Annotated in this window: 13 protein-coding genes; 8 read left to right on the top strand and 5 right to left on the bottom strand. The window is 72.0% G+C overall.

Going from position 1 to position 17790, the window contains the following annotated elements; genetic code table 11:
* Positions 1-6: 6 nt before the first annotated feature.
* Genes ACFY3D_RS37395 through ACFY3D_RS37385 form a run of 3 tightly spaced genes read left to right on the top strand, consistent with a single transcriptional unit; the run spans position 7 to position 3543 of the window.
* Entirely contained in the window at positions 7-1173 is a 1167-nt protein-coding gene (locus ACFY3D_RS37395; protein WP_389988988.1) for a toxic anion resistance protein, read from the top strand.
* On the top strand, positions 1170-2927 hold the full coding sequence (locus tag ACFY3D_RS37390) for a VWA domain-containing protein (protein WP_389988986.1): 1758 nt from the start codon (positions 1170-1172) through the stop codon (positions 2925-2927). Before ACFY3D_RS37395 ends, ACFY3D_RS37390 begins: the two co-directional genes overlap by 4 nt.
* On the top strand, positions 2914-3543 hold the full coding sequence (locus tag ACFY3D_RS37385) for a hypothetical protein (RefSeq protein ID WP_362898210.1): 630 nt from the start codon (positions 2914-2916) through the stop codon (positions 3541-3543). The genes ACFY3D_RS37390 and ACFY3D_RS37385 overlap by 14 nt, the downstream gene beginning before the upstream one ends.
* A gap of 126 nt (positions 3544-3669) precedes the next feature.
* On the opposite strand, the gene ACFY3D_RS37380 is transcribed toward ACFY3D_RS37385, so the two are convergent.
* Positions 3670-5982, bottom strand: a complete 2313-nt coding sequence (locus tag ACFY3D_RS37380) for a polysaccharide lyase 8 family protein (protein WP_389988984.1) — start codon at positions 5980-5982, stop codon at positions 3670-3672.
* A 185-nt stretch (positions 5983-6167) separates the two neighbouring features.
* Positions 6168-6383: a hypothetical protein gene (locus ACFY3D_RS37375; RefSeq protein WP_389988982.1), complete on the bottom strand. Its 216-nt coding sequence runs from the start codon at positions 6381-6383 to the stop codon at positions 6168-6170.
* A gap of 814 nt (positions 6384-7197) precedes the next feature.
* Here ACFY3D_RS37375 and ACFY3D_RS37370 point away from each other — a divergent pair.
* Genes ACFY3D_RS37370 through ACFY3D_RS37355 form a run of 4 tightly spaced genes read left to right on the top strand, consistent with a single transcriptional unit; the run spans position 7198 to position 13687 of the window.
* Positions 7198-8355, top strand: a complete 1158-nt coding sequence (locus ACFY3D_RS37370; protein ID WP_389988981.1) for a hypothetical protein — start codon at positions 7198-7200, stop codon at positions 8353-8355.
* Positions 8356-8386: 31 nt separating this feature from the next.
* The gene (locus tag ACFY3D_RS37365; protein ID WP_389988979.1) at positions 8387-10510 is read left to right on the top strand and encodes a hypothetical protein; all 2124 of its coding nucleotides are present in this window, start codon (positions 8387-8389) and stop codon (positions 10508-10510) included.
* The gene (locus tag ACFY3D_RS37360) at positions 10507-12639 is read left to right on the top strand and encodes a hypothetical protein (protein ID WP_389988977.1); all 2133 of its coding nucleotides are present in this window, start codon (positions 10507-10509) and stop codon (positions 12637-12639) included. Before ACFY3D_RS37365 ends, ACFY3D_RS37360 begins: the two co-directional genes overlap by 4 nt.
* 46 nt (positions 12640-12685) lie before the next feature.
* The gene (locus tag ACFY3D_RS37355; protein WP_350941723.1) at positions 12686-13687 is read left to right on the top strand and encodes a MinD/ParA family protein; all 1002 of its coding nucleotides are present in this window, start codon (positions 12686-12688) and stop codon (positions 13685-13687) included.
* Positions 13688-14258: 571 nt separating this feature from the next.
* Here the strand turns inward: ACFY3D_RS37355 and ACFY3D_RS37350 are convergent.
* On the bottom strand, positions 14259-15569 hold the full coding sequence (locus tag ACFY3D_RS37350) for a hypothetical protein (protein WP_389988975.1): 1311 nt from the start codon (positions 15567-15569) through the stop codon (positions 14259-14261).
* A 117-nt stretch (positions 15570-15686) separates the two neighbouring features.
* A complete protein-coding gene (locus tag ACFY3D_RS37345) occupies positions 15687-16007 on the bottom strand; it encodes a hypothetical protein (RefSeq protein WP_389988973.1) in 321 nt (106 codons plus the stop codon).
* A gap of 30 nt (positions 16008-16037) precedes the next feature.
* Between ACFY3D_RS37345 and ACFY3D_RS37340 the strand changes: the two genes are divergently transcribed.
* Positions 16038-16820 carry a glycoside hydrolase family 16 protein gene (locus ACFY3D_RS37340; RefSeq protein ID WP_389775858.1) on the top strand — a complete coding sequence of 261 codons (783 nt, stop codon included), beginning with the start codon at positions 16038-16040 and terminating at the stop codon, positions 16818-16820.
* Positions 16821-17076: 256 nt separating this feature from the next.
* On the opposite strand, the gene ACFY3D_RS37335 is transcribed toward ACFY3D_RS37340, so the two are convergent.
* Positions 17077-17589 (bottom strand): GNAT family N-acetyltransferase, encoded by a 513-nt coding sequence (locus tag ACFY3D_RS37335; protein WP_389988971.1) that lies wholly within the window; start codon positions 17587-17589, stop codon positions 17077-17079.
* Between the last annotated feature and the right edge of the window lie 201 nt (positions 17590-17790).

The following is a 17790-nucleotide window of genomic DNA, read 5'->3' as shown; positions in this document are numbered from 1 at the left end:
ACCACCGTGAGCGATCTCGTGCTCAGCCCGCCAGAACCCGTGGCCAAGGTGCCCACGGAGAAGGCCGCCACCATGCTGCCGGTCCCGGAGGGGCGGGAGGCGGAACTCGCGGAGAAGGCCCGCGGTTTCGCCGAGGAGCTGAGCGGCCTGGACCCCAGGTCGCCGGAGTTCACCCGGAAGGTGCACGACATCACCTCCATGGGCGACTCGGAGATCCGGGCCTCCTCCCAGGTGGCGAACCGCATGCTGAAACGGCCGGTGGCCGCGCTGGCCTCCGTCAAGGGCGAGGGCCGGGACGCGCAGGCGGCGGTGGCGGGACAACTCGTCGCGCTGCGCCGGACGATCGTCGACCTCGACCCCAAGCAGACGTCCGCCCCGGCCAGGAAGCTGCTGGGACTGATCCCGTTCGGCGACAGGCTGCGCGACTACTTCGCGAAGTACCGATCGGCGCAGAAACACCTCGACGACATCATCCGCGCCCTCACGTCCGGACAGGACGAGCTGCGCAAGGACAACGCGGCCATCGAGGGCGAGAAGACCAACCTGTGGGAGTCGATGAAGCGCCTGCAGGAGTACGCCCTGCTCGCCGCCGCCCTCGACGCCGCGGTGGAAGAAAAGATCATGTACGTCGAGGCGGCCGAGCCGGAGAAGGCCACCGCCCTGCGCTCGGACGCGTTGTTCGGCATCCGGCAGAAGCACCAGGACCTGCTCACGCAGCTCGCGGTGTCCGCCCAGGGGTATCTCGCCCTCGACCTGATCCGCAGGAACAACCTCGAACTCATCAAAGGCGTGGACCGGGCGACCACGACGACGATCGCGGCGCTGCGCACGGCGGTGACCGTGGCCCAGGCCCTCGCCAACCAGAAACTCGTGCTCGACCAGATCACCGCGTTGAACGCCACCACCTCGGACCTGATCGTGGCGACGAGCGAGATGCTGCGCACCCAGGCGGCCGACATCCAGACCCAGGCGGCGTCGACCACGGTCGACATGGACGCGCTGCGCAGGGCGTTCGACAACATCTACGCCACCATGGACACGATCGACACGTTCAAGGCCAAGGCCGTGGAGAACATGGCGATCACCGTGGACAGCCTGACCGTCGAACTCGACCACGCGCGCACGTACCTGGAGCGCTCCCGGCGCGGCGACGAGCAGGAGCTTCCGCGATGAAGGGCTCGGCGCCCGGCCCCCGCCCGGCGGGACACGCACCCGGCATCCCACGTACCCCCCACCTGGACGGACCCGCACCCGGCACCCCGCGCGACTCCCGCCCCACCTCGCCGACGCCGCGCGACTCCCGCCGTGTCATGCGGGCACCCGGCGCGCGGGCGGGTGCCCGCCGGCTCGGGTGGGCGCTCGCCGTGCTCGTCCTGCTGACGGCGTCGGTCGCGTGCGGCGGGACCGGCACCACAGAAACCCCCGGCACCGCCGCGGATGGCCCGGACGTGCTGCGCGTCCTCGCGGGAAGCGAGGTCGGCGACCTGGAACCGCTGCTCAGGCGGGCCGGGGAGGCCGTCGGCGTGCGGGTCGCCCTGTCGTACGCCGGAACGCTCGACGGGGCCGACCAGGTGGCGGGCGGCGGCGCGGACGGGCGGTACGACGCGACCTGGTTCTCCTCCAACCGCTACCTGTCGCTGATCGAAGGGGCGTCCGCGCGGCTCTCGACCCAGACCAAGATCATGGTCTCGCCCGTGCTGCTCGGGCTGAAGGCGTCCAAGGCCCGCGAACTCGGCTGGGACGGCAAGACCGTGACCTGGAACGACATCGCCTCGGCCGCACGCGCGGGGAGGTTCACCTTCGGCATGACCAGCCCCGCGGCGTCCAACTCCGGATTCTCGGCGCTGGTCGGCGTGACGGCGGCGCTCTCCGACGCGGGCGAGGCCCTGGAGGAGGCCCAGATCGACGCGGTGACCCCCAGGCTGAAGGAGTTCTTCTCGGCACAGACGCTCACCTCCGGCTCCTCCGGCTGGCTCGCGGACGCGTACGCCAGGGAGGGCGGGGTGGACGGGCTGGTGAACTACGAGTCCGTGCTGCTCGGCCTCAACGCCTCGGGAAAACTCTCCGAGCCGCTCACGCTGGTCTACCCGGGCGACGGGGTGGTGACGGCCGACTACCCGCTCACGCTCCTGAGCTCCGCACCCCCGGAGAAGAAGGAGCTGTACGGGAAGCTCGCCGCCTGGCTGCGCACGCCGGAGATCCAGCGGGAGATCATGACCACCACCCATCGCAGGCCCATCGTCCCCGAGGTGAGGCCGGAGGCGCGCTTCGGGACCGCGTCGCCGGTGGAGCTGCCCTTCCCCAACCGGCGCGATGCGGCCGACAGACTGATCGGCGCCTACCTCAACCAGGTGCGCAGGCCCTCGCGGACCCTGTTCGTGCTGGACACCTCCGGCTCGATGGCAGGAGGGCGGATCGACGCGCTCAAGCAGGCGCTGACCGCGCTGTCGGGCGCCGACACCTCCGCCAGTGGGTCGTTCTCGCGCTTCCACGACCGCGAGACGGTGACGATGATCCCGTTCAACACGGCCCCCGGCAGCCCGCGGACCTTCACGCTGCCCGACCGCGACCCCGAACCGGTGCTCCGGCAGATCCGCTCGTACGGCGAGGGGCTGCGGGCCGAGGGCGGGACCGCGATCTTCGACAGCCTGCGGGCCGCCTACGAGCAGATCCGGTCGTCGCCGTCGGAGGACTTCACCTCGATCGTGCTGATGACGGACGGCGAGAACACCGACGGCGCCTCCTACAACGACTTCGCCGACTACTACGCCGCACTGCCCGTGAAGTTCCGGACGTTCGTCGTGCTCTTCGGCGACAGCGACGTCGACGAGATGAAACGGATCGCCGAACTCACCGGCGGAGCGACCTTCGACGCCCGGCAGGGGTCGCTGGCCGCGGCCTTCAAGGAGATCCGTGGCTACCAGTAGCCCGCTGAGGCGGATCCTCGCCTACGCCGGGTCGACCAGGAACATCACCGGATGCGTCCTCGCCCTGGTCGGAGTGGTCCTGGTCTTCCTCGGCGTCGCCGGGACGTTCTGGCCCGTCGTGGTCGCCGGGCTGTACGGCGTCGGGGCGCTGCTGGCCCCGGCCGACCGGGTGAGGCTCACCATCTCGCACGCGGAGGTGGAGTCCCGGCAGTTGGAAACCGACCTCGCCGCCCTGTCGGCCAAGGTCGACGGGAACCGGTTCCCCGACGACGTGGTGAGGCGGGTCGGCGCGCTCGCCGAGGTGCTGCGCGACATCCTCCGGCGGGCGGACACGCTCACCTCCTCGCCCGACCACCTGCACATCGTGTCGCAGACGATCAGGGACTACCTGCCGTCCAGCCTGGAGACGTACGCGAACCTGCCCCGCTCCTACGCGCTCACCCGGCGCGGCGAGCGGGAGCGCAGCGCGCACGAGGAACTGCTCGCCCAGCTCGACCTGCTGGACACCCGGCTGCGCGAGGTGGCCGAGTCGGTCTACCGGGGTGACGAGCAGGCGCTGCGCGACCAGGGCAGGTTCCTGCGGGACCGGTTCGGCGGCTCCGGCCTGGACCTCTGACCCGGCCCGCCTGCACCTCCGGCCTGGATCTCCGACCTGGCCCGCCTGCACCTCCCGCCTGGATCTCCGACCCGGGCCACCCGGCACCTCCGGCGGAGTGAGGGGGTTCGTCGGATTCGGCCCCCATCAACCGAGGCGTACGACGACCGTGTTCGAGCCGCCGCCCCGGCCCGCAAGGCGCCCGAAGGTGAGCGTGAGCCGCGCGCCGGTCGTCGCGCCCGCCAGCAGGGGATGTCCGCGCGACACCCCGGTCACCGGCCGGTTCCAGGTCACGGTGAGCTCGTCCAGGTCGCGCCGGGGGTCCGACACGGTCAGCGTGGCCGTACCGTCGCCGGTCTCCCTGACCAGCACCGCGCACGGGGCGGAGACGGCGAGGTCCCCGGCGGCCCCGTCGTTCCAGAAGTTGACGGCGGTGATCCCGAGCGACGGGACCCGGACACCCTGGCAGCAGGCGCTGTTGGCGAGCACCCGCGCCCAGCCGGGGTCGGCGGCGCGGGAGCGGGTCTCCGCCAGGCTCGCGCCCGGCAGGAGGAGGTAGACGTAACCCGCCGAGACGGGATCGACACCGTGGTCGAGCCAGAGCGTCACGTAACTCCGGGTCGCCCGCTCCCGGCCGCCGGTGCGCTCCTCGCGCAGCGTGCGCAGGCGGGTGCCGCAGGGCAGCACGTAACCGCCGTGCCCCTCCAGGTGCGCCCACCCCTTCCCGTCGTCCACGACGAGAGGCGCGCCGGTCCTGCGGTTGTCCACGACGGTCTCGACCGGCACGCCGTCGGTGGCGGTGATCGCGGCGCCGAGGCAGACCACCGCGTCGTCGAGGAAGAACCACGACTTGAAGGCCTCCAGGGTGCTCTCGAAACCGTTCAGGTGCTGGCCGACCGTCGCGTACGCACCGTCGGTGGCGCCGCCCACCCAGCGGCCCGGCGGGCAGGTGTCGCCCCACGCCTCGCCGGCGCCGTCGGCCAGCCGCCGGGTGGAGACGGTCGTGCCCGGCAGGCGGTAGGGGTCGACGGTGGTCCAGAAGGAGTCGGAGTACTGGTCGCCGTGGCCGTCGGCCCACCAGTAGAGCATCCCCGAGCCGGTGTGCCAGCCGCGGAGGTTCTCGCCGTTGCCGTGCTCGTAGTGGCCGATGCGGTGGGAGGCCATGCTGAGGCCCGCGCACCAGCCGGGCCCGCGGTGGACGGCGCGGGCGCTCATCGCGAGCAGCCGGTGCCCGGCGGGTTCCTCGGCCGCGGGAACGGCGTCGTCGTCCAGGATCGCGGCGAGGCGGGCGTGGAAGCCCAGGTCGTCCTCCTCGGCCGCGTCGAGCATGGGCCGGTGGGTGTTCCGCAGCGCCCACCCCTTCACCATGCCCTGCCAGCGGGACCGCTCGGCGGCGGAGGCCGTCTCTCCCAGCAGCAGGATCGCGGAGGCGATCGCCCGCCCCCTGTCGTGGTCGCCGTACGGCCGCCTGCCGACCGCCCGGCCGCTGACCAGGTCCATGCAGGAGCCGTCGTGGACGACCGGCGCGAACGTCCTCTCGACGCTGTCGAAGACGACCTGCCTTTCCCGGTCGACGACCTCCCACGGCGAGCCGCGCAACACCGCGAACAGCGTCGCGAGGCCGGACAGCAACGACGCTCCGTACGTGCCCTGGTAGGGGACGGTCGTGTGCTGGACGAAGGAGCCGTCCCGGTAGAACCCGTCGCCCTCGGAGACGTAGGGGAAGACCGGGGAGAGCGCGGAGACGGCGAGCGCGACCTTCGCCGGGTCGGAGCCGAGGACGGCCCGCAGCAGCGTCACCACGCACAGGTCCACCCGGTTCGCCCCGGTGCTGGTCCCTTCGTAGTCGTCCAGACGGCACTCGGGGACGAAGTGGTCCACCGCCTCCCGCAGCGCCGCGGCCTGCGGGCCGGTCAGGTGCGGGCCGATCAGCAGGGCCGCGTCGAGGAGGTTCCTGGGGGCGCCGATCTGCCAGTGCCACCAGTTGCCGACCTGGTCGGCGCCCGCCGCGTACACCCGCCGCCGGTAGTGGTCGACGCCGGTCGCGACGGCCGCGGCCAGGTTCGCGTCGCCGGTCAGGCCGGTCCCCGGCAGGGCGTACGCGCGGGCCATGGTCCGCAGCCGGGCGGTGGTGGCGCCGAGCGAGGGGAACGGCAGGCCGGGCCAGAGCGACGCGTCGGCCGGTGCCATGGCGTCCCGGTATCCGGCCGCCCTCGTCCCCAGCCTCGCCAGCCGGGTCCGGTACGGCTCGGCCGTCGCGTCGAACCCCGACCCCGCCGTCACGTCCCGCCAGCGGTGACGCAGCGCGGTGAGGGGATCGGCCGGCGGGTGCGACGCGCTCTTCGGGGACGCGGTCTCCTCGTGCCGCCTACCGGTGTGCGCGGCGTACGCCGGGATCATCGCCCCGGTCGCGACGACCCCACCGAGCCAAAGGAAAGATCTCCGGGAATGTCGGTCCACGCCTAGATTGTCGGCCGGAAATCATCCTTGCCGTGGACACCGCGCCACATTGCCGTCGTTTGCCGTGATGTGGGCGACTCGCCGCAGGCGGGCAGGGGTGAGAGAACCACGTCGCAGGCGGGCGAGGGCCAAAGTGATCCCCCGAGCGGTATCCGACTCGGGTGGACCCACGTCGCGGGCGGGGTTCAGAGATCCACGTCGCGGGAGGCGACCACGCGGACCCCCTCGGGTTCGTGGCCCACCGGGGTGACCACGACCCGCCTTCCTCCCTCCTCGTATCCGTGCTCGGTCAGCCACAGGAGGGTGTACACGTCGAGTTGACTGAAGTGGATCGGGGAGGCGGGCGAGAAGATGTCGTCGCCGGTGTCGCCTTCGACGATCGACAGGGTGTAGGTGGTCATGGCAGCCTCCGGGCCGTGGTCGTCCTCGGGAGGTCCATACCCCGGGGTTGTCCTTGGGAGGTCCATCTCCCGGTCGAGAAGGCCCCGCGCGCAACCTCGGACAGCGGCGAACCCTCGCTCGCCCCGGCGCCCCCGGGCGTGGCACGCACGCGCCCCCGTACGGCCGTCGCGCGCCTCGCTCTGCGGGCGTCCGAGGGGTGGGGCACCGCCCTCCGAGCGGTCTCGGAAAAGCAGGGTTCCAATTACCCGAACGCCGGCCAGGAACCGAACAGCTAAACAGAGGAAACGTATTCATATCAAGTTGCTATGACGGCTTGCACCAATCCGGAGTGGGAAACGCTTGCGCGATCGCCCGTACGCGACGAGAGCTCCGCCTCCCTGCCGGAAAGCCCACCGGGAGGTGAACGACCGGCCTTCCCCAGGGAAATGGCAGTTCACCAAGAAACGTGAGGGATCATCCGAAACCTCCGGATGTCCCCACATCTCTAGAGAACCAGTGGCACGATCCAACCACAGGAGGGCTGCAGGCGGGGGCACTCGCCGTTTCGGACTGTCCGTATATCGAGTTAGGTGTTATTTATAACCCAATAACCATAAGTGTCAATTACTGAGCCCTTTACCTTCCAAATAGATCACGGTCAGTCTAATATTTGGACCTATGTCATGGCGTGCATCAGATTTCCCAGATGGACAGGCTGGGCCCTCTCGCCGTGGCGGTGCTTCCTCTCGGCACGATTCCGAACACGCATCCGACTGGCATCCCGAACGCCTCCTGTCATTCGATTGGCGGAAGGTTATTCTGTTCACGGCGGTTTTGGCGATCATCGCCTTCGCCGTGATCTGGCTCGTGACCAGATCGACCTCCGGTTCGTCCCTCGCGGCGAACCCCACGCCCGACCCTTCCGACACCGGCTGGGAGAAGGCCGACTCCTCGCCTTCACCGACGCCGGAGTCCTCCGGCTCCACCCCCGAACCGACACCGAGGCCCACGCCCACCAAAAGCGGCAAGGAGAAGTCCCCTCGCCCCGAGGCCACTCCCACCCGGAAGCCACGGACCGAGACCAGGACCACCCCGCCACCCGCCGACCCGCCCGCCGGGTCCCGCTCACCCGAGCTCACCGCCAAGGAGGCGTACGGCATCCACGGCCGTTACCAGCGGGGGTTGTCGGCGGCCCAGGCCAGGAAGGACCAGGCGGCCATGGCGAAGCTGGAGCACGGGCTCGCGCTGGAGATGACACGGGCGAGTTTCAAGACCGCCGAGATGCAGGGGACCTCACTCGCGACGGGGATATGGCCCAACCCCCAGGTGTGGATCCCGCGCCACGTGGAGGGCACCGCCGACTGGTTCGTGGCGGTCTCGCACGAGCCGGGTGTCGCGAGGATCGTCGACGTGATGAGCTCGGCCCCCGGAGGCTGGCGGCTCGTCGCCTCGGCGGCCGACACGCGCGACACCCCGGCGCGGTTCCCCAAGATAGCCACCGACGGCGAGGGGTACGCGACGAGCCTGCCGGAGAACGCCACCGGCCTGAGCGCGACCCCTCGGCAGATCGCCCGTGCGCACCTCGCGAGTCTGGAGAACGCGGAAATCGACTCGCGGTTCGAGGAAGGCCCGTGGACCAGTGAGGCCTCGCTGTTCTGGCATCAGGAGCGGGTCCGGCTGGAGCAGGCCGACTGGAAGCTCACGCTGTCGTACCGGCTTGAGGGACCGGTACGCGCACTCAGGACCAGTGACGGGGGCGCCCTGGTCTGGTATGGAGCCCGATCCACCGAGCTCCGCGAGGCGGTGCGGGAAGGGGCGAAGGTCAAGCTGAAGGGCTCGGCCGCCGTCCGCACCCGCGGCAAGTCCTTCGCACGCTCGGTGAGCGCCACATACGGACGCATGTATGTGACCCATGTCCCCCCCGTCGGCTCGAACGAACCCGCTCGCGTGCTGGGCGAGTGGAGCGATGTCCTGGAGAGCCACGGCGACTGACGTTTTTTACCGGAAGAAAAGGAACATTCTAATGACACCCTCACGTAAGCCATCGCGCGCGACGGTGATCACTGCGAGTGTCGCGATCGGTGTCTTCGGCGCCGGCGCCGGGTTGGGAACCGTCATCGCCATCCGCCCCGACCCCGGCGAGGGGCAGGTGATGCGACTCGCCGCGGGAACGTACCTCCTCGACGACCAGGCGGGAGCCTGGTCGGCGGGCGCGGCACCCGGCGGTGACCAACCGCTCCCGCTCTCCGGCGCCGACGCGGGCAGCACGATCGCGAAGGGCACCAAACGGGCCTCCGCCGCCGGGGATCAGCGGGTCTGCCTGACCACCACCACCGACGGGCGCGCGGTCGGCGGCACCGCGGAAGGCTGTGTCGCCCTTCCCGTCCTGGGCGTGGCCGCCGCCGCGGCCGCCCCCCTCCAGCGGCCGGGAAACCCCAAGAGCACTCCGGCCCCGCCGGCAGCCCCCAAGGCGACCACGTCGACGAAACCCACGACGCCCAAGAAGGCCGATCCGCCCGCCAAGCCCGACCCGGCGCCGGTCCAGCCCGCACCCAACCCCGGGCCGGCGCAACCCCCCGCCCAGCCTCCTCCCGCCCAGGTGAACAACCAGCCCGTCAACCCTCCCGCCCCACCGGCTCCGACCCCGACGAAGAAGATCAGCGGCAACATCTCGGAGAGCCAGAACGAGAGCGGCAGCGTCATCGAGCCGCGGCCCGTGGAGCAGGTCGAGGTCGTCTCGCCGCCCAAGCCGGCTCCCGAGTCCGGCGCGACGAGGTCCTCGGCGCCCACCCTGTCGGCACAGCCCCGGCCCAGCGGAGGGAACGGGCAGCAGCCCCCCGCCGACAACGGAAACAGGCAGCCGCAACCCCGGCCCACCGGCGGAAACGGACAGCAGCCCCCCGCCGACAACGGAAACAGGCAGCCACAGCCCCAGCCCACCGGCAGGAACGGACAGCAGCCCCCCGACGGGAAGTGGCAGCAGTCCCCGGACAGGAACGGACAGCGTCCCGGCGAGGGGAACCGGCAGCAGCAGCCCCAGCCGACCGGTGGCCTCAAGCCCCCGCAGGCCCAGCCCACCGGAGGAAACGGGCAGCAGCAACCTCGGCCCATCGGCGACGCCAGGAACCCGCAGCCCGGGGACAACGCGAGGAACCCCCGGCCGACGGGCACCCTGAGGCCGGCGATCCGGTCGGGCACCGGCCGGCCGATCGTGCCCTCGGGTGAAGGTCCCGTGTCCACGGCGTCTCCCGAGACCAGGCCGACCGGTGACGCCGGCACGCCCTCGGTGGCACCGCGCGACGGCGACCGCACTCGCTCCCAGGCGCCCGACCCGTCGCGGAAGCTCCCCTCGGCCGGGCCGTCCCAGCCGCAGCCCTCCCTCGGTCCCGCCGAGAACGCGTCGCAGGGTCCCGACGGGACCGTGCTCATGCCGGCCCCCCCGCAGCTTCCCGGCGGTGGCCCGGACGGCGGTGTCTCACTGCCGATCTTCGAGAACCCCGAGCTCATGCGGCGCGCCCACGAGGCCCTCGGGCTGGACAGGGGGATGCGCTACACGGACGAGAACGGCGTGTGGGACCTCAACATCGCCCCGCCGGGCACCCCGCCGTGCCGTGACTACACCGCCGAGGAACTCCGGGCGCTCAGCGCGACCCAGGGGCCGGACCAGGCCCAGGGCGGCCAGGCCACGATCCCCCGCGACTCGTGCCTGTGGCCCGCCTTCATCCGCTGGCTCTACGCGGAGCCCGCACCCGGCCAGATCAGCAACTGGACCAAGTTCACCGGACTGCCCCAGCGCAATCTGGAGCTCGTGGTGACCGATCCTCCTCCCGTCCCGCTTCCCAGCCCGATCCCCAGCGAGAGCACCCTCCCGCAGCCTGACCAGGGACAGACCGACCGGCGACAGGGCGAGCAACGGCAGGGCGACCGGCGACAGGGCGTCCCCGGCCAGGAGGAGCCCTGGCAGCCTGACACGGGCGGGCTGAACCCCGCCCAGCCGGGTCCCGATGACGCGGTGGCCCCCAGAGACCCCGGAGGCGACGTCTCCGAACAGTGGCCGGGCGAGAACACCGCTCCTTCCCAGTCCGACCGGGGCCGGCCTCCCCGAGACCAGACCGAGCAGAACCCGTTCGAGTACGAGGGCCGATGAGCACACCTACCGGAACCGGGCGTCCCACGCCCGGCCCCGGCCAGGGGGCGGCCTGGGTGCGTGAGCACGGCGCGCACCTGATGGACTACGCCGCCTCCCATCTCGAACCCGGCCGGGCGCACGCGGCGGTCGTCTCCGCGCTGGCGGCCGGCCGGGCCGAGGCCGCTCCCGAGGGCGTCACGGCCCGGGGGCGGCTGCTGGCCGCACTGCGACGTGACTGCCGCACCTCTGCCGCCTACCGGGAGCGGTACGTGCCGGGTTCGGGGCCCGGCATGCCCGACGCCTCGCTGATCGAGCGGGTGTGGACGATCGTCGACCCCCTGGGCACCGAGGCGCTCAGGTTGACGTACCGGCACGCGCTCAGCATGGAGGACCTCTCCCACGTGCTGGCGATGCCCGTCAACGAGGTCAGCAGGCTCACCACCCGTACCCAGGATCTGATCGAGACCCTGGTGAGCGGGCTGGACGCGCTCACCCACGGGCGGCGTACCTGCCCGGAGCTCGCCCCGCTGGTGGAGAACGTCTTTCCCGACGTCTTTCCCGACGGCCCGCCCGGCGGACGGACGGCGCACTCCGCCGCGGACCCGGTGGAGGCCCAGGCGAGCCTGCTCTCCCACATGATCAGGTGTTCCGTGTGCACGCGGCCGATCAACATCCGCTACACGGCGCCGCAGATGATCGCCTATCCCCCGGTCGCGCCGCTCTCCGCCGAGGAGCGGCAGCGGCTCGTGGACTCACTGCCTCCCGAGGCCGCCCGCGAGGCGGCCTCGGAGGCGGCCCCGCCCACACGACCGGCCCGTGGCGGGTCTCCCGTCCTGTCCGCCCCTCCTGCGGGTGGACACTCCCCGGTCCTTCCCGCGCCCCCGCCCGGGGGCCGGACTCCCGCCCCGCCCGGCAGCCGGCACTCCGCCCCGCCCGGACGACGGTCCTCCGCATCGCCCGCCTCCCCACCCGGACGACGGTCCTCCACGCCACCCGCCTCCCCGGCCGCGGGCGGCACCACCCCGGCACCGCCCTCGCCCAGGGTCGGCACGCCCCCCTACCCACCGGTGGCGTCGAAACCTCCCACGAAGCCGAAGCCACCCGCCGCGACACCACCTGCCACGACGCCGCCGAGTACGACGTCGGGCGCGGTGTCACCGGTCACGGCATCGGGAGAGGGGCCCGCGGCGGGTTCCCGCGCTCCCGCCGCCTCCTCGGGCCTGCCCCCGCTGCCCGCCCTGCCGCCCCGCAGGACCCGGCCGGCCCGCCCGCCGTCCGCGCCTCCCGTACCCGGACACGACACCCCCCTCTACGACGCCCTGCTCACCCAGGCGTGGGCTCGCGAGGTCCTCGCCCAGAGCGAGGAGCTCACCGGCACCATCCCCCGGCAGGAGCCGCCGGCTCCCCAACCGGTCGCCAAGGCCGAACCCGTCGTCATCGCCGGGCAGGCGTCCGTCGAGATGCGGGATGCCGGGACACGCGAAACCCGAGCGCGCGACAACAAAACCCGCGAGAACAAAACCCGCGAGGCCAAAACCCGCGAGACCGGGACACTCGACGACACCCAGGTTCCCGCGCTGCGCTTCCACACCGAACCCGACGACCGCCCCGACGAGGAGCGGATCGAGATGGGGATCCGCGTACTGGAGGCGCTCAGCTGGGCGGGTGCCCGGATCAGGAACACGACGATCAAGATCGTCATCATCGTCGTGGCGGGCGCGGCGGGCACCCTGACCGGAATGAACTTCCTCGGCCCCGCGATCGGGCCCGAGGAGCCCGCGAGGTCGCTGCAGGCGTCCACCAGCCAGGCCACCCGATCTCCGCCTCCCGCCGCCGACGCGCCGGCGCGGCAGGACGGGCTCGCCTCCCGCCTGCGGGTCCCGCCCGTGGTGACGCTGGACGAGTTCGGCCTGGGAAGCATGGTCATCACCTCCTCCGGAGAGCCGTTGAAATGGCGGATCTCGGCTCCCGGCCTGGCCGTGAGCCCTTCCGGCGGCACGCTGCGCGAGGGGGTCACCCAGGTGATCAACCTGCGTGCCCACCGGGTCCGCAACTGGTGTGGCGCCCCCGCGTCGGCCACCGCTCCGGTGACCGTGCACGCCCTCGACGACTCGATCAGTACGACGGTGCGCTGGCGGACCTGCTGACCGACCCCATCCCCCCACGATCACTTTTCAAGAAAGGACCAGGGAAATGACGGATACCTCTCCACATATCCATGCATCACCCCCCAATCCGCCGCTCCCGCCCGACCAGTTCCACGAAACGGTCCCGCTCACCGCGGAGCACCTGCTCACCAACCGCCGCCCGGAACCCGCCGGGGGGTGGCGCCGCCTCGTCTGGCAGCTCTCCGGCAAGCGCATCATCCCCGCGGAGTCGGCGGCGGAGGTGGAACGGCGCACGCTGATCGCGCATGCCCAGACCCCCGTCGCGAGCGGGCACCACCGGATCGCGGTCATGAGCCTCAAGGGCGGGGTCGGCAAGACCACGACGACCGTCGCCCTCGGCAACACGCTGGCCTCGCTGCGCGGTGACCGGGTGATCGCGATCGACGCCAACCCCGACCGCGGGACCCTCGGTCTCAAGGTCAAGTCCGAGACGGCCGCGACCATCCGCACGATGCTGGCCGAGGCCCCGCACATCCTGCGCTACGCCGACGCGCGCGCCTTCACCTCCCAGTCACCCGCCCGGCTCGAGGTCCTCGCCTCCGACACCGACCCGGCGGTGAGCGAGGCGTTCAACGCCGAGGACTACCGCACGGTCGCCGGGCTCATCGAGCGCTACTACTCCATCTGCATCACCGACTGCGGGACCGGCCTGCTGCACGGGGCGATGGGCGCGACGCTGGAACTGGCCGACCAGATCGTGCTGGTCAGCCTGGTCGCGGTGGACGGGGCGAGTTCGGCCGCCGCGACGCTGGACTGGCTGACCGCCCACGGCCACGCCGACCTCGTCAGGAACGCCATCGTCGTACTGAACGCCGTGGAGCCCAAGTCCGACGTGGACCTGGACCTGCTGGAGCGCCACTTCTCCTCGCGCTGCCGCTCGGTGATCCGCATCCCCTACGACCCGCACCTCAAGGAGGGCGCGGAGGTCGACCTGGTCCGCCTCCGACCCACGACCCGGGGCGCGTACCTCCGCCTGGCCGCCGCGGCCGGGCAGAGCTTCGGGCAGCGCCCCGACCGGAGCCACTAGTGCGACCGGTCGCCGACGATCCCACGCTGGACTGGGATCTGGGCCCGCCGCCAAGCGCCCGGCGGCGGATGCTCATCGTGGTCGTCTCGATCGTGGGGACGATCCTGCTGGCGGCCGGCGCATGGCAGCTCCTCCGACCCGACTCCGCCACCCCCGTGAACGCCTCCGCGCCGAAGGCCCTCGGGGATACCGTTCTCCTCTCCCCACCCTCCGCCTACGAGGGTGCGGCCGGTTACCCCGTCGGGTTCCCCCGCACCGAGCTGGGCGCGGCCTCCGCCGCCGCCGCGGCGTTGGAGGCGGCGTGGACCCTGGACGTCGAACAGGCCGAGCAGGCCGCGGTGCTCTACGCGCGGCCCGAGGAGCACGACGCGGCGCGGGCCGGTGCCCGCGAGGCCGTCGCGGGCTGGAGGGAGATCCTCGGCCTGCCCAAGGACGGGGCACTCCCCGAGGGCGCCGCCATGAGGACACGGACGATCGGCGTCCAGTGGAAACCCCGCGCCCAGGATCAGGTGCAGGTCTCGGTCCTGGTCCAGGTGACCGCGACCAAGGGCGTCGGCGACACCGATCCGACCTATTCGAGCCCATACGCCATGAGCCTGCTCATGGTCTGGCAGCCCGGCATGCGCGGTGCGAACCAGGGGGACTGGGTCAACGTCCCCGACCCCCTCGCCACCTCCGTGCCGCCGGTCGCCCTCCCGGGCACCCCGGAATTCACCGCCGCGGGCTGGAAACCCATCTCCGGCCCAGAGCCCACCCCATAGATCGAGGAAGAGCGATCAATGCCCCCACGCAGCTCATCCCGGCGTGTCACCTTACTCTCCGGCCTTCTGCTGGCCGCGGTATCCGCGACGACGAGCGCGGTCATCGCCCAGCCGTGGGCCGCCATGGCCGATCCCGGCCTGAGCTCCGGCTCACCGTCGCAGGAGTTCGCCGGTTCTCCCCCCGCACGCCAGGAACCCCCCTCCGAGGTCGAGGACTCCTCCCGGCAGGACAGGACTCCTCCGTCGGGCGACTCCCGCTCGGCCCCCTCGGACGACTCCCGTTCGACATCCGACAGGAACCCGCCCTCGGACAGCGGCTCCCGCTCCAGGGACGAGAGCCCGCCCGCCGAGACGCGGACGCGTCGCGCCCCCTCGGAGGAGACCTCGTCCCCCGAGACGTTCACCGAGACCGACAGCCCTCCTCCCACGTCCCGTAACCGTTCCGGCGAGAGGAACACCGCACCGCGCGTGGAGGAGGACGCTCCCGTCGAGCGGCGTTCCACGTCCCCCGACGGGACGACGACGCGGGAGGCCACCCGGTCCAGGAACGCGGCGCCGACGAGCTCGCCGTCCAGCAGGTCGCGTCCCGCCGAGGACCCGCCCGTGAGCACCAGGTCCACCGAGAGCTCGCCGAAGAGGTCCGAGCCGACGACCAAGCCGACGACCAGGAGGAACACCAATCCCACCGACGCCCCCGTGAGGGCCAGGAAGGTCCCCTCGGCGCCGCCCGAGAACACCAGGCCCACCACCGACCCGTCCCCCGAGGCCAAGAAGCCTACCTCGGCGCCGCCGAAGCCGACCGCCACCCCGGCACCGTCGGCGACGTCCACGGCGACCTCCGCCCCCGCCACCCCGGCGCCGTCGCCCAGCACCACCTCCTCACCCACGTCGACCGGGACACCGCCGCCGGCGACGACACCGTCCCCCTCCGGTACGACCACCCAGCCCGCGCCGTCCCCCACACCCACCGCGACGGCGACCGCGACGTCAACGGCGAAACCCACCGCGACGGCGACGGCGACCAAATCCGCGCCGAGCGGCACCCCCAAGCCCACTCGGAAGCCCACCACTTCGCCCAAGGAGACTCCGAAGCCCTCGGCGAGCCCGACCCCGCCCGTCACCCCGGCTCCCACCGCCACCTCGTCGCGCCCCGGCGCGCCGCGCTGGGCGACCCACGCGCCCCGGCCCGTGCCCGCGCGGACCGACGCCCGCGACCCCTCCCTCCTGCTCGAGCCGGTTCAGAGCACCCGATCCCCGATGACGGCCCCGTCCCCGGCGCCCTCGATCCGTACCGTCCTGCCTCTGCCCCCGCTCAAGCGCTCCACCTCCGACTTCTGTAAGCCGGAGGACCTCGCCTCGTGCTGGAGCCTCGCACCCTGGCGTGGCCGTACCGCGGTGTCCCCCGGCGTCCGGCTGATCGCGAACCACGAGCCGGCGGGCGCGCCGCGCTGGGTGTTCGCGCCGCCCGCCTCACCCACCCAGCCGTCGGGCCCGGCCGTGTGGGCGATCCCCAGCCCGAGCCCGACGAGCACCGGCTGCTGGAGCTTCAGTCCCTCCACACTCTGCGCAAGATCCTGGGAGGAGTAATCATGATCACCAGATCCCACGTGCGGGTGGCCGTACTCAGCATGGTGGCCGCGCTGACGGTGAGCACCCTCAGCGCGGCCCAGGGAGAGGTGGTCTCCGCGGCCCCCTGCGCCCCCGCCGCCACCGGCGAGGCCAGCGCCGCGCAAGCCCTCAACTGGGGCGCACCGGCCTGGTGCGCGGAGTTCGACGACTACCTCGACGAGTCCGACTGGGTGTTCTACGACTCGGCCGGGCACGCCGGCAACGGCCGCCGATCCCCCCAGCAGCTCTACCTCGGAAACGGGGCGCTCTACCTGTACGGCCGCGAGGACGGGACCACCGCCGGCCTGGCCGCCCGTCACGCCCAGGCGTACGGGCGCTGGGAGACCCGTGTCCGCCTGTACCCGGGAGCCGGGTCGTACCACCCCGTCGCCCTGCTGTGGCCGAAGGACGGCGGCGGCAACGTGCGGAGTTCCACCGGTGAGGAGATCGACTTCCTGGAGGTCATCAACGATCCCGAGCGGCAGCGGCCGAACTTCTTCCTGCACACCCCTCAGGGGCAGGAGCAGGCCCACGCCAACATCGACATGACCGCCTGGCACACCTACGCCGTGGAGGTCACCCCCAGCAGCGTCGTCGGCTACATCGACGGGCAGGAGTGGTTCCGCTCCGGCAACGCCACCCGTAGTTCGATGTCGGTCTGCCTGCAGCTGGACTGGTTCCCCGGCCAGGGCAGCTCCGGTGAGGCGTGGATGGAAGTGGACTGGCTCCGCATCTACCCGGCCTCGGCGGGAACCGCGGGCTGACCCCGCTCCGCACCGCAGGAGGGTGCGGGACCCGTGACGGGTCCCGCACCCTTCTCGCGTCCGCGGCCTTCCCGCTCATCCGGCACGGCCCTCTCAGCGCGGGACGTCAGCTGGCCCTCTCGGCACGGCCCTCTCGGTGCCGGACGTTCAGGGAGCGTCGAACCTCTTCGAGGCGGTGGCCTGTCCGCCCGCCGGTCAGCCCGTGGCCACGGGAAGCCTCGTGCCGCCCGGTTGGGAACGCCCTCGTCCCACAGGTTCAGCCCGCGGCCACGGGGAGCCTCGACTCCAGGACCTGGCCGGGCCAGTCGCCGACCTTGAAGCTCTCCGTCCTGGTGAAGCCCTGGCTCTCGTAGTACGCCACCAGCCGGCCGTCGTCACCGGCGTAGCAGTCGACCCGCACCAGCGCGACCCCCAGCCCCGCGGCCTCCGCGCGGGCGCGCTCCAGCAGGGCGGCCCCGACTCCCCGGCCGTGGAACCTCGGGTCGACGACCAGCCCCTGGATGTAGAGCTCCGGCTCGGGAGCGGGGGCGACGTAGGGCATGGCGGACCCCACGACCAGGCAGCCCGCGGGCCGGCCGTCGAGTTCGGCGACGCGCATCCCGCCGGATGTCGCCCACGAGGTGATCCGCTCGACACGGGCCGCGTCGACGGAGAACGGCTCGCTGCCCCACTGGCCGGTGCGGCCCAGGGAGGTCAACCACGCCACCGCGCCGTCGAACATCGCCAGAACGGCCGGTACGTCGCCAAGGTGACCGTCACGGATAATCATCGGCGGATCTTAACAGGACACACACCCACACACGACGACATGCCAGCCAGATCCCCTATACCCGGCATCTTTACCCCGCATCCGGCACCGCTTGACCGACACTCCTCCGGGTCGCGCCGCAGGTGGGAACCATTACCCTTCCCGCCGAACAACAACGAGAGCTTGCTCGGGCTTTACTGGGCAATTAATGCCAATCACATA

Source organism: Streptosporangium sp. NPDC000509 (genome assembly GCF_042898365.1).
GTDB lineage: Bacteria > Actinomycetota > Actinomycetes > Streptosporangiales > Streptosporangiaceae > Streptosporangium.
The sequence above is the reverse complement of the archived record's forward strand: the minus strand, read 5'-3'. Positions and strand labels throughout refer to the sequence as shown.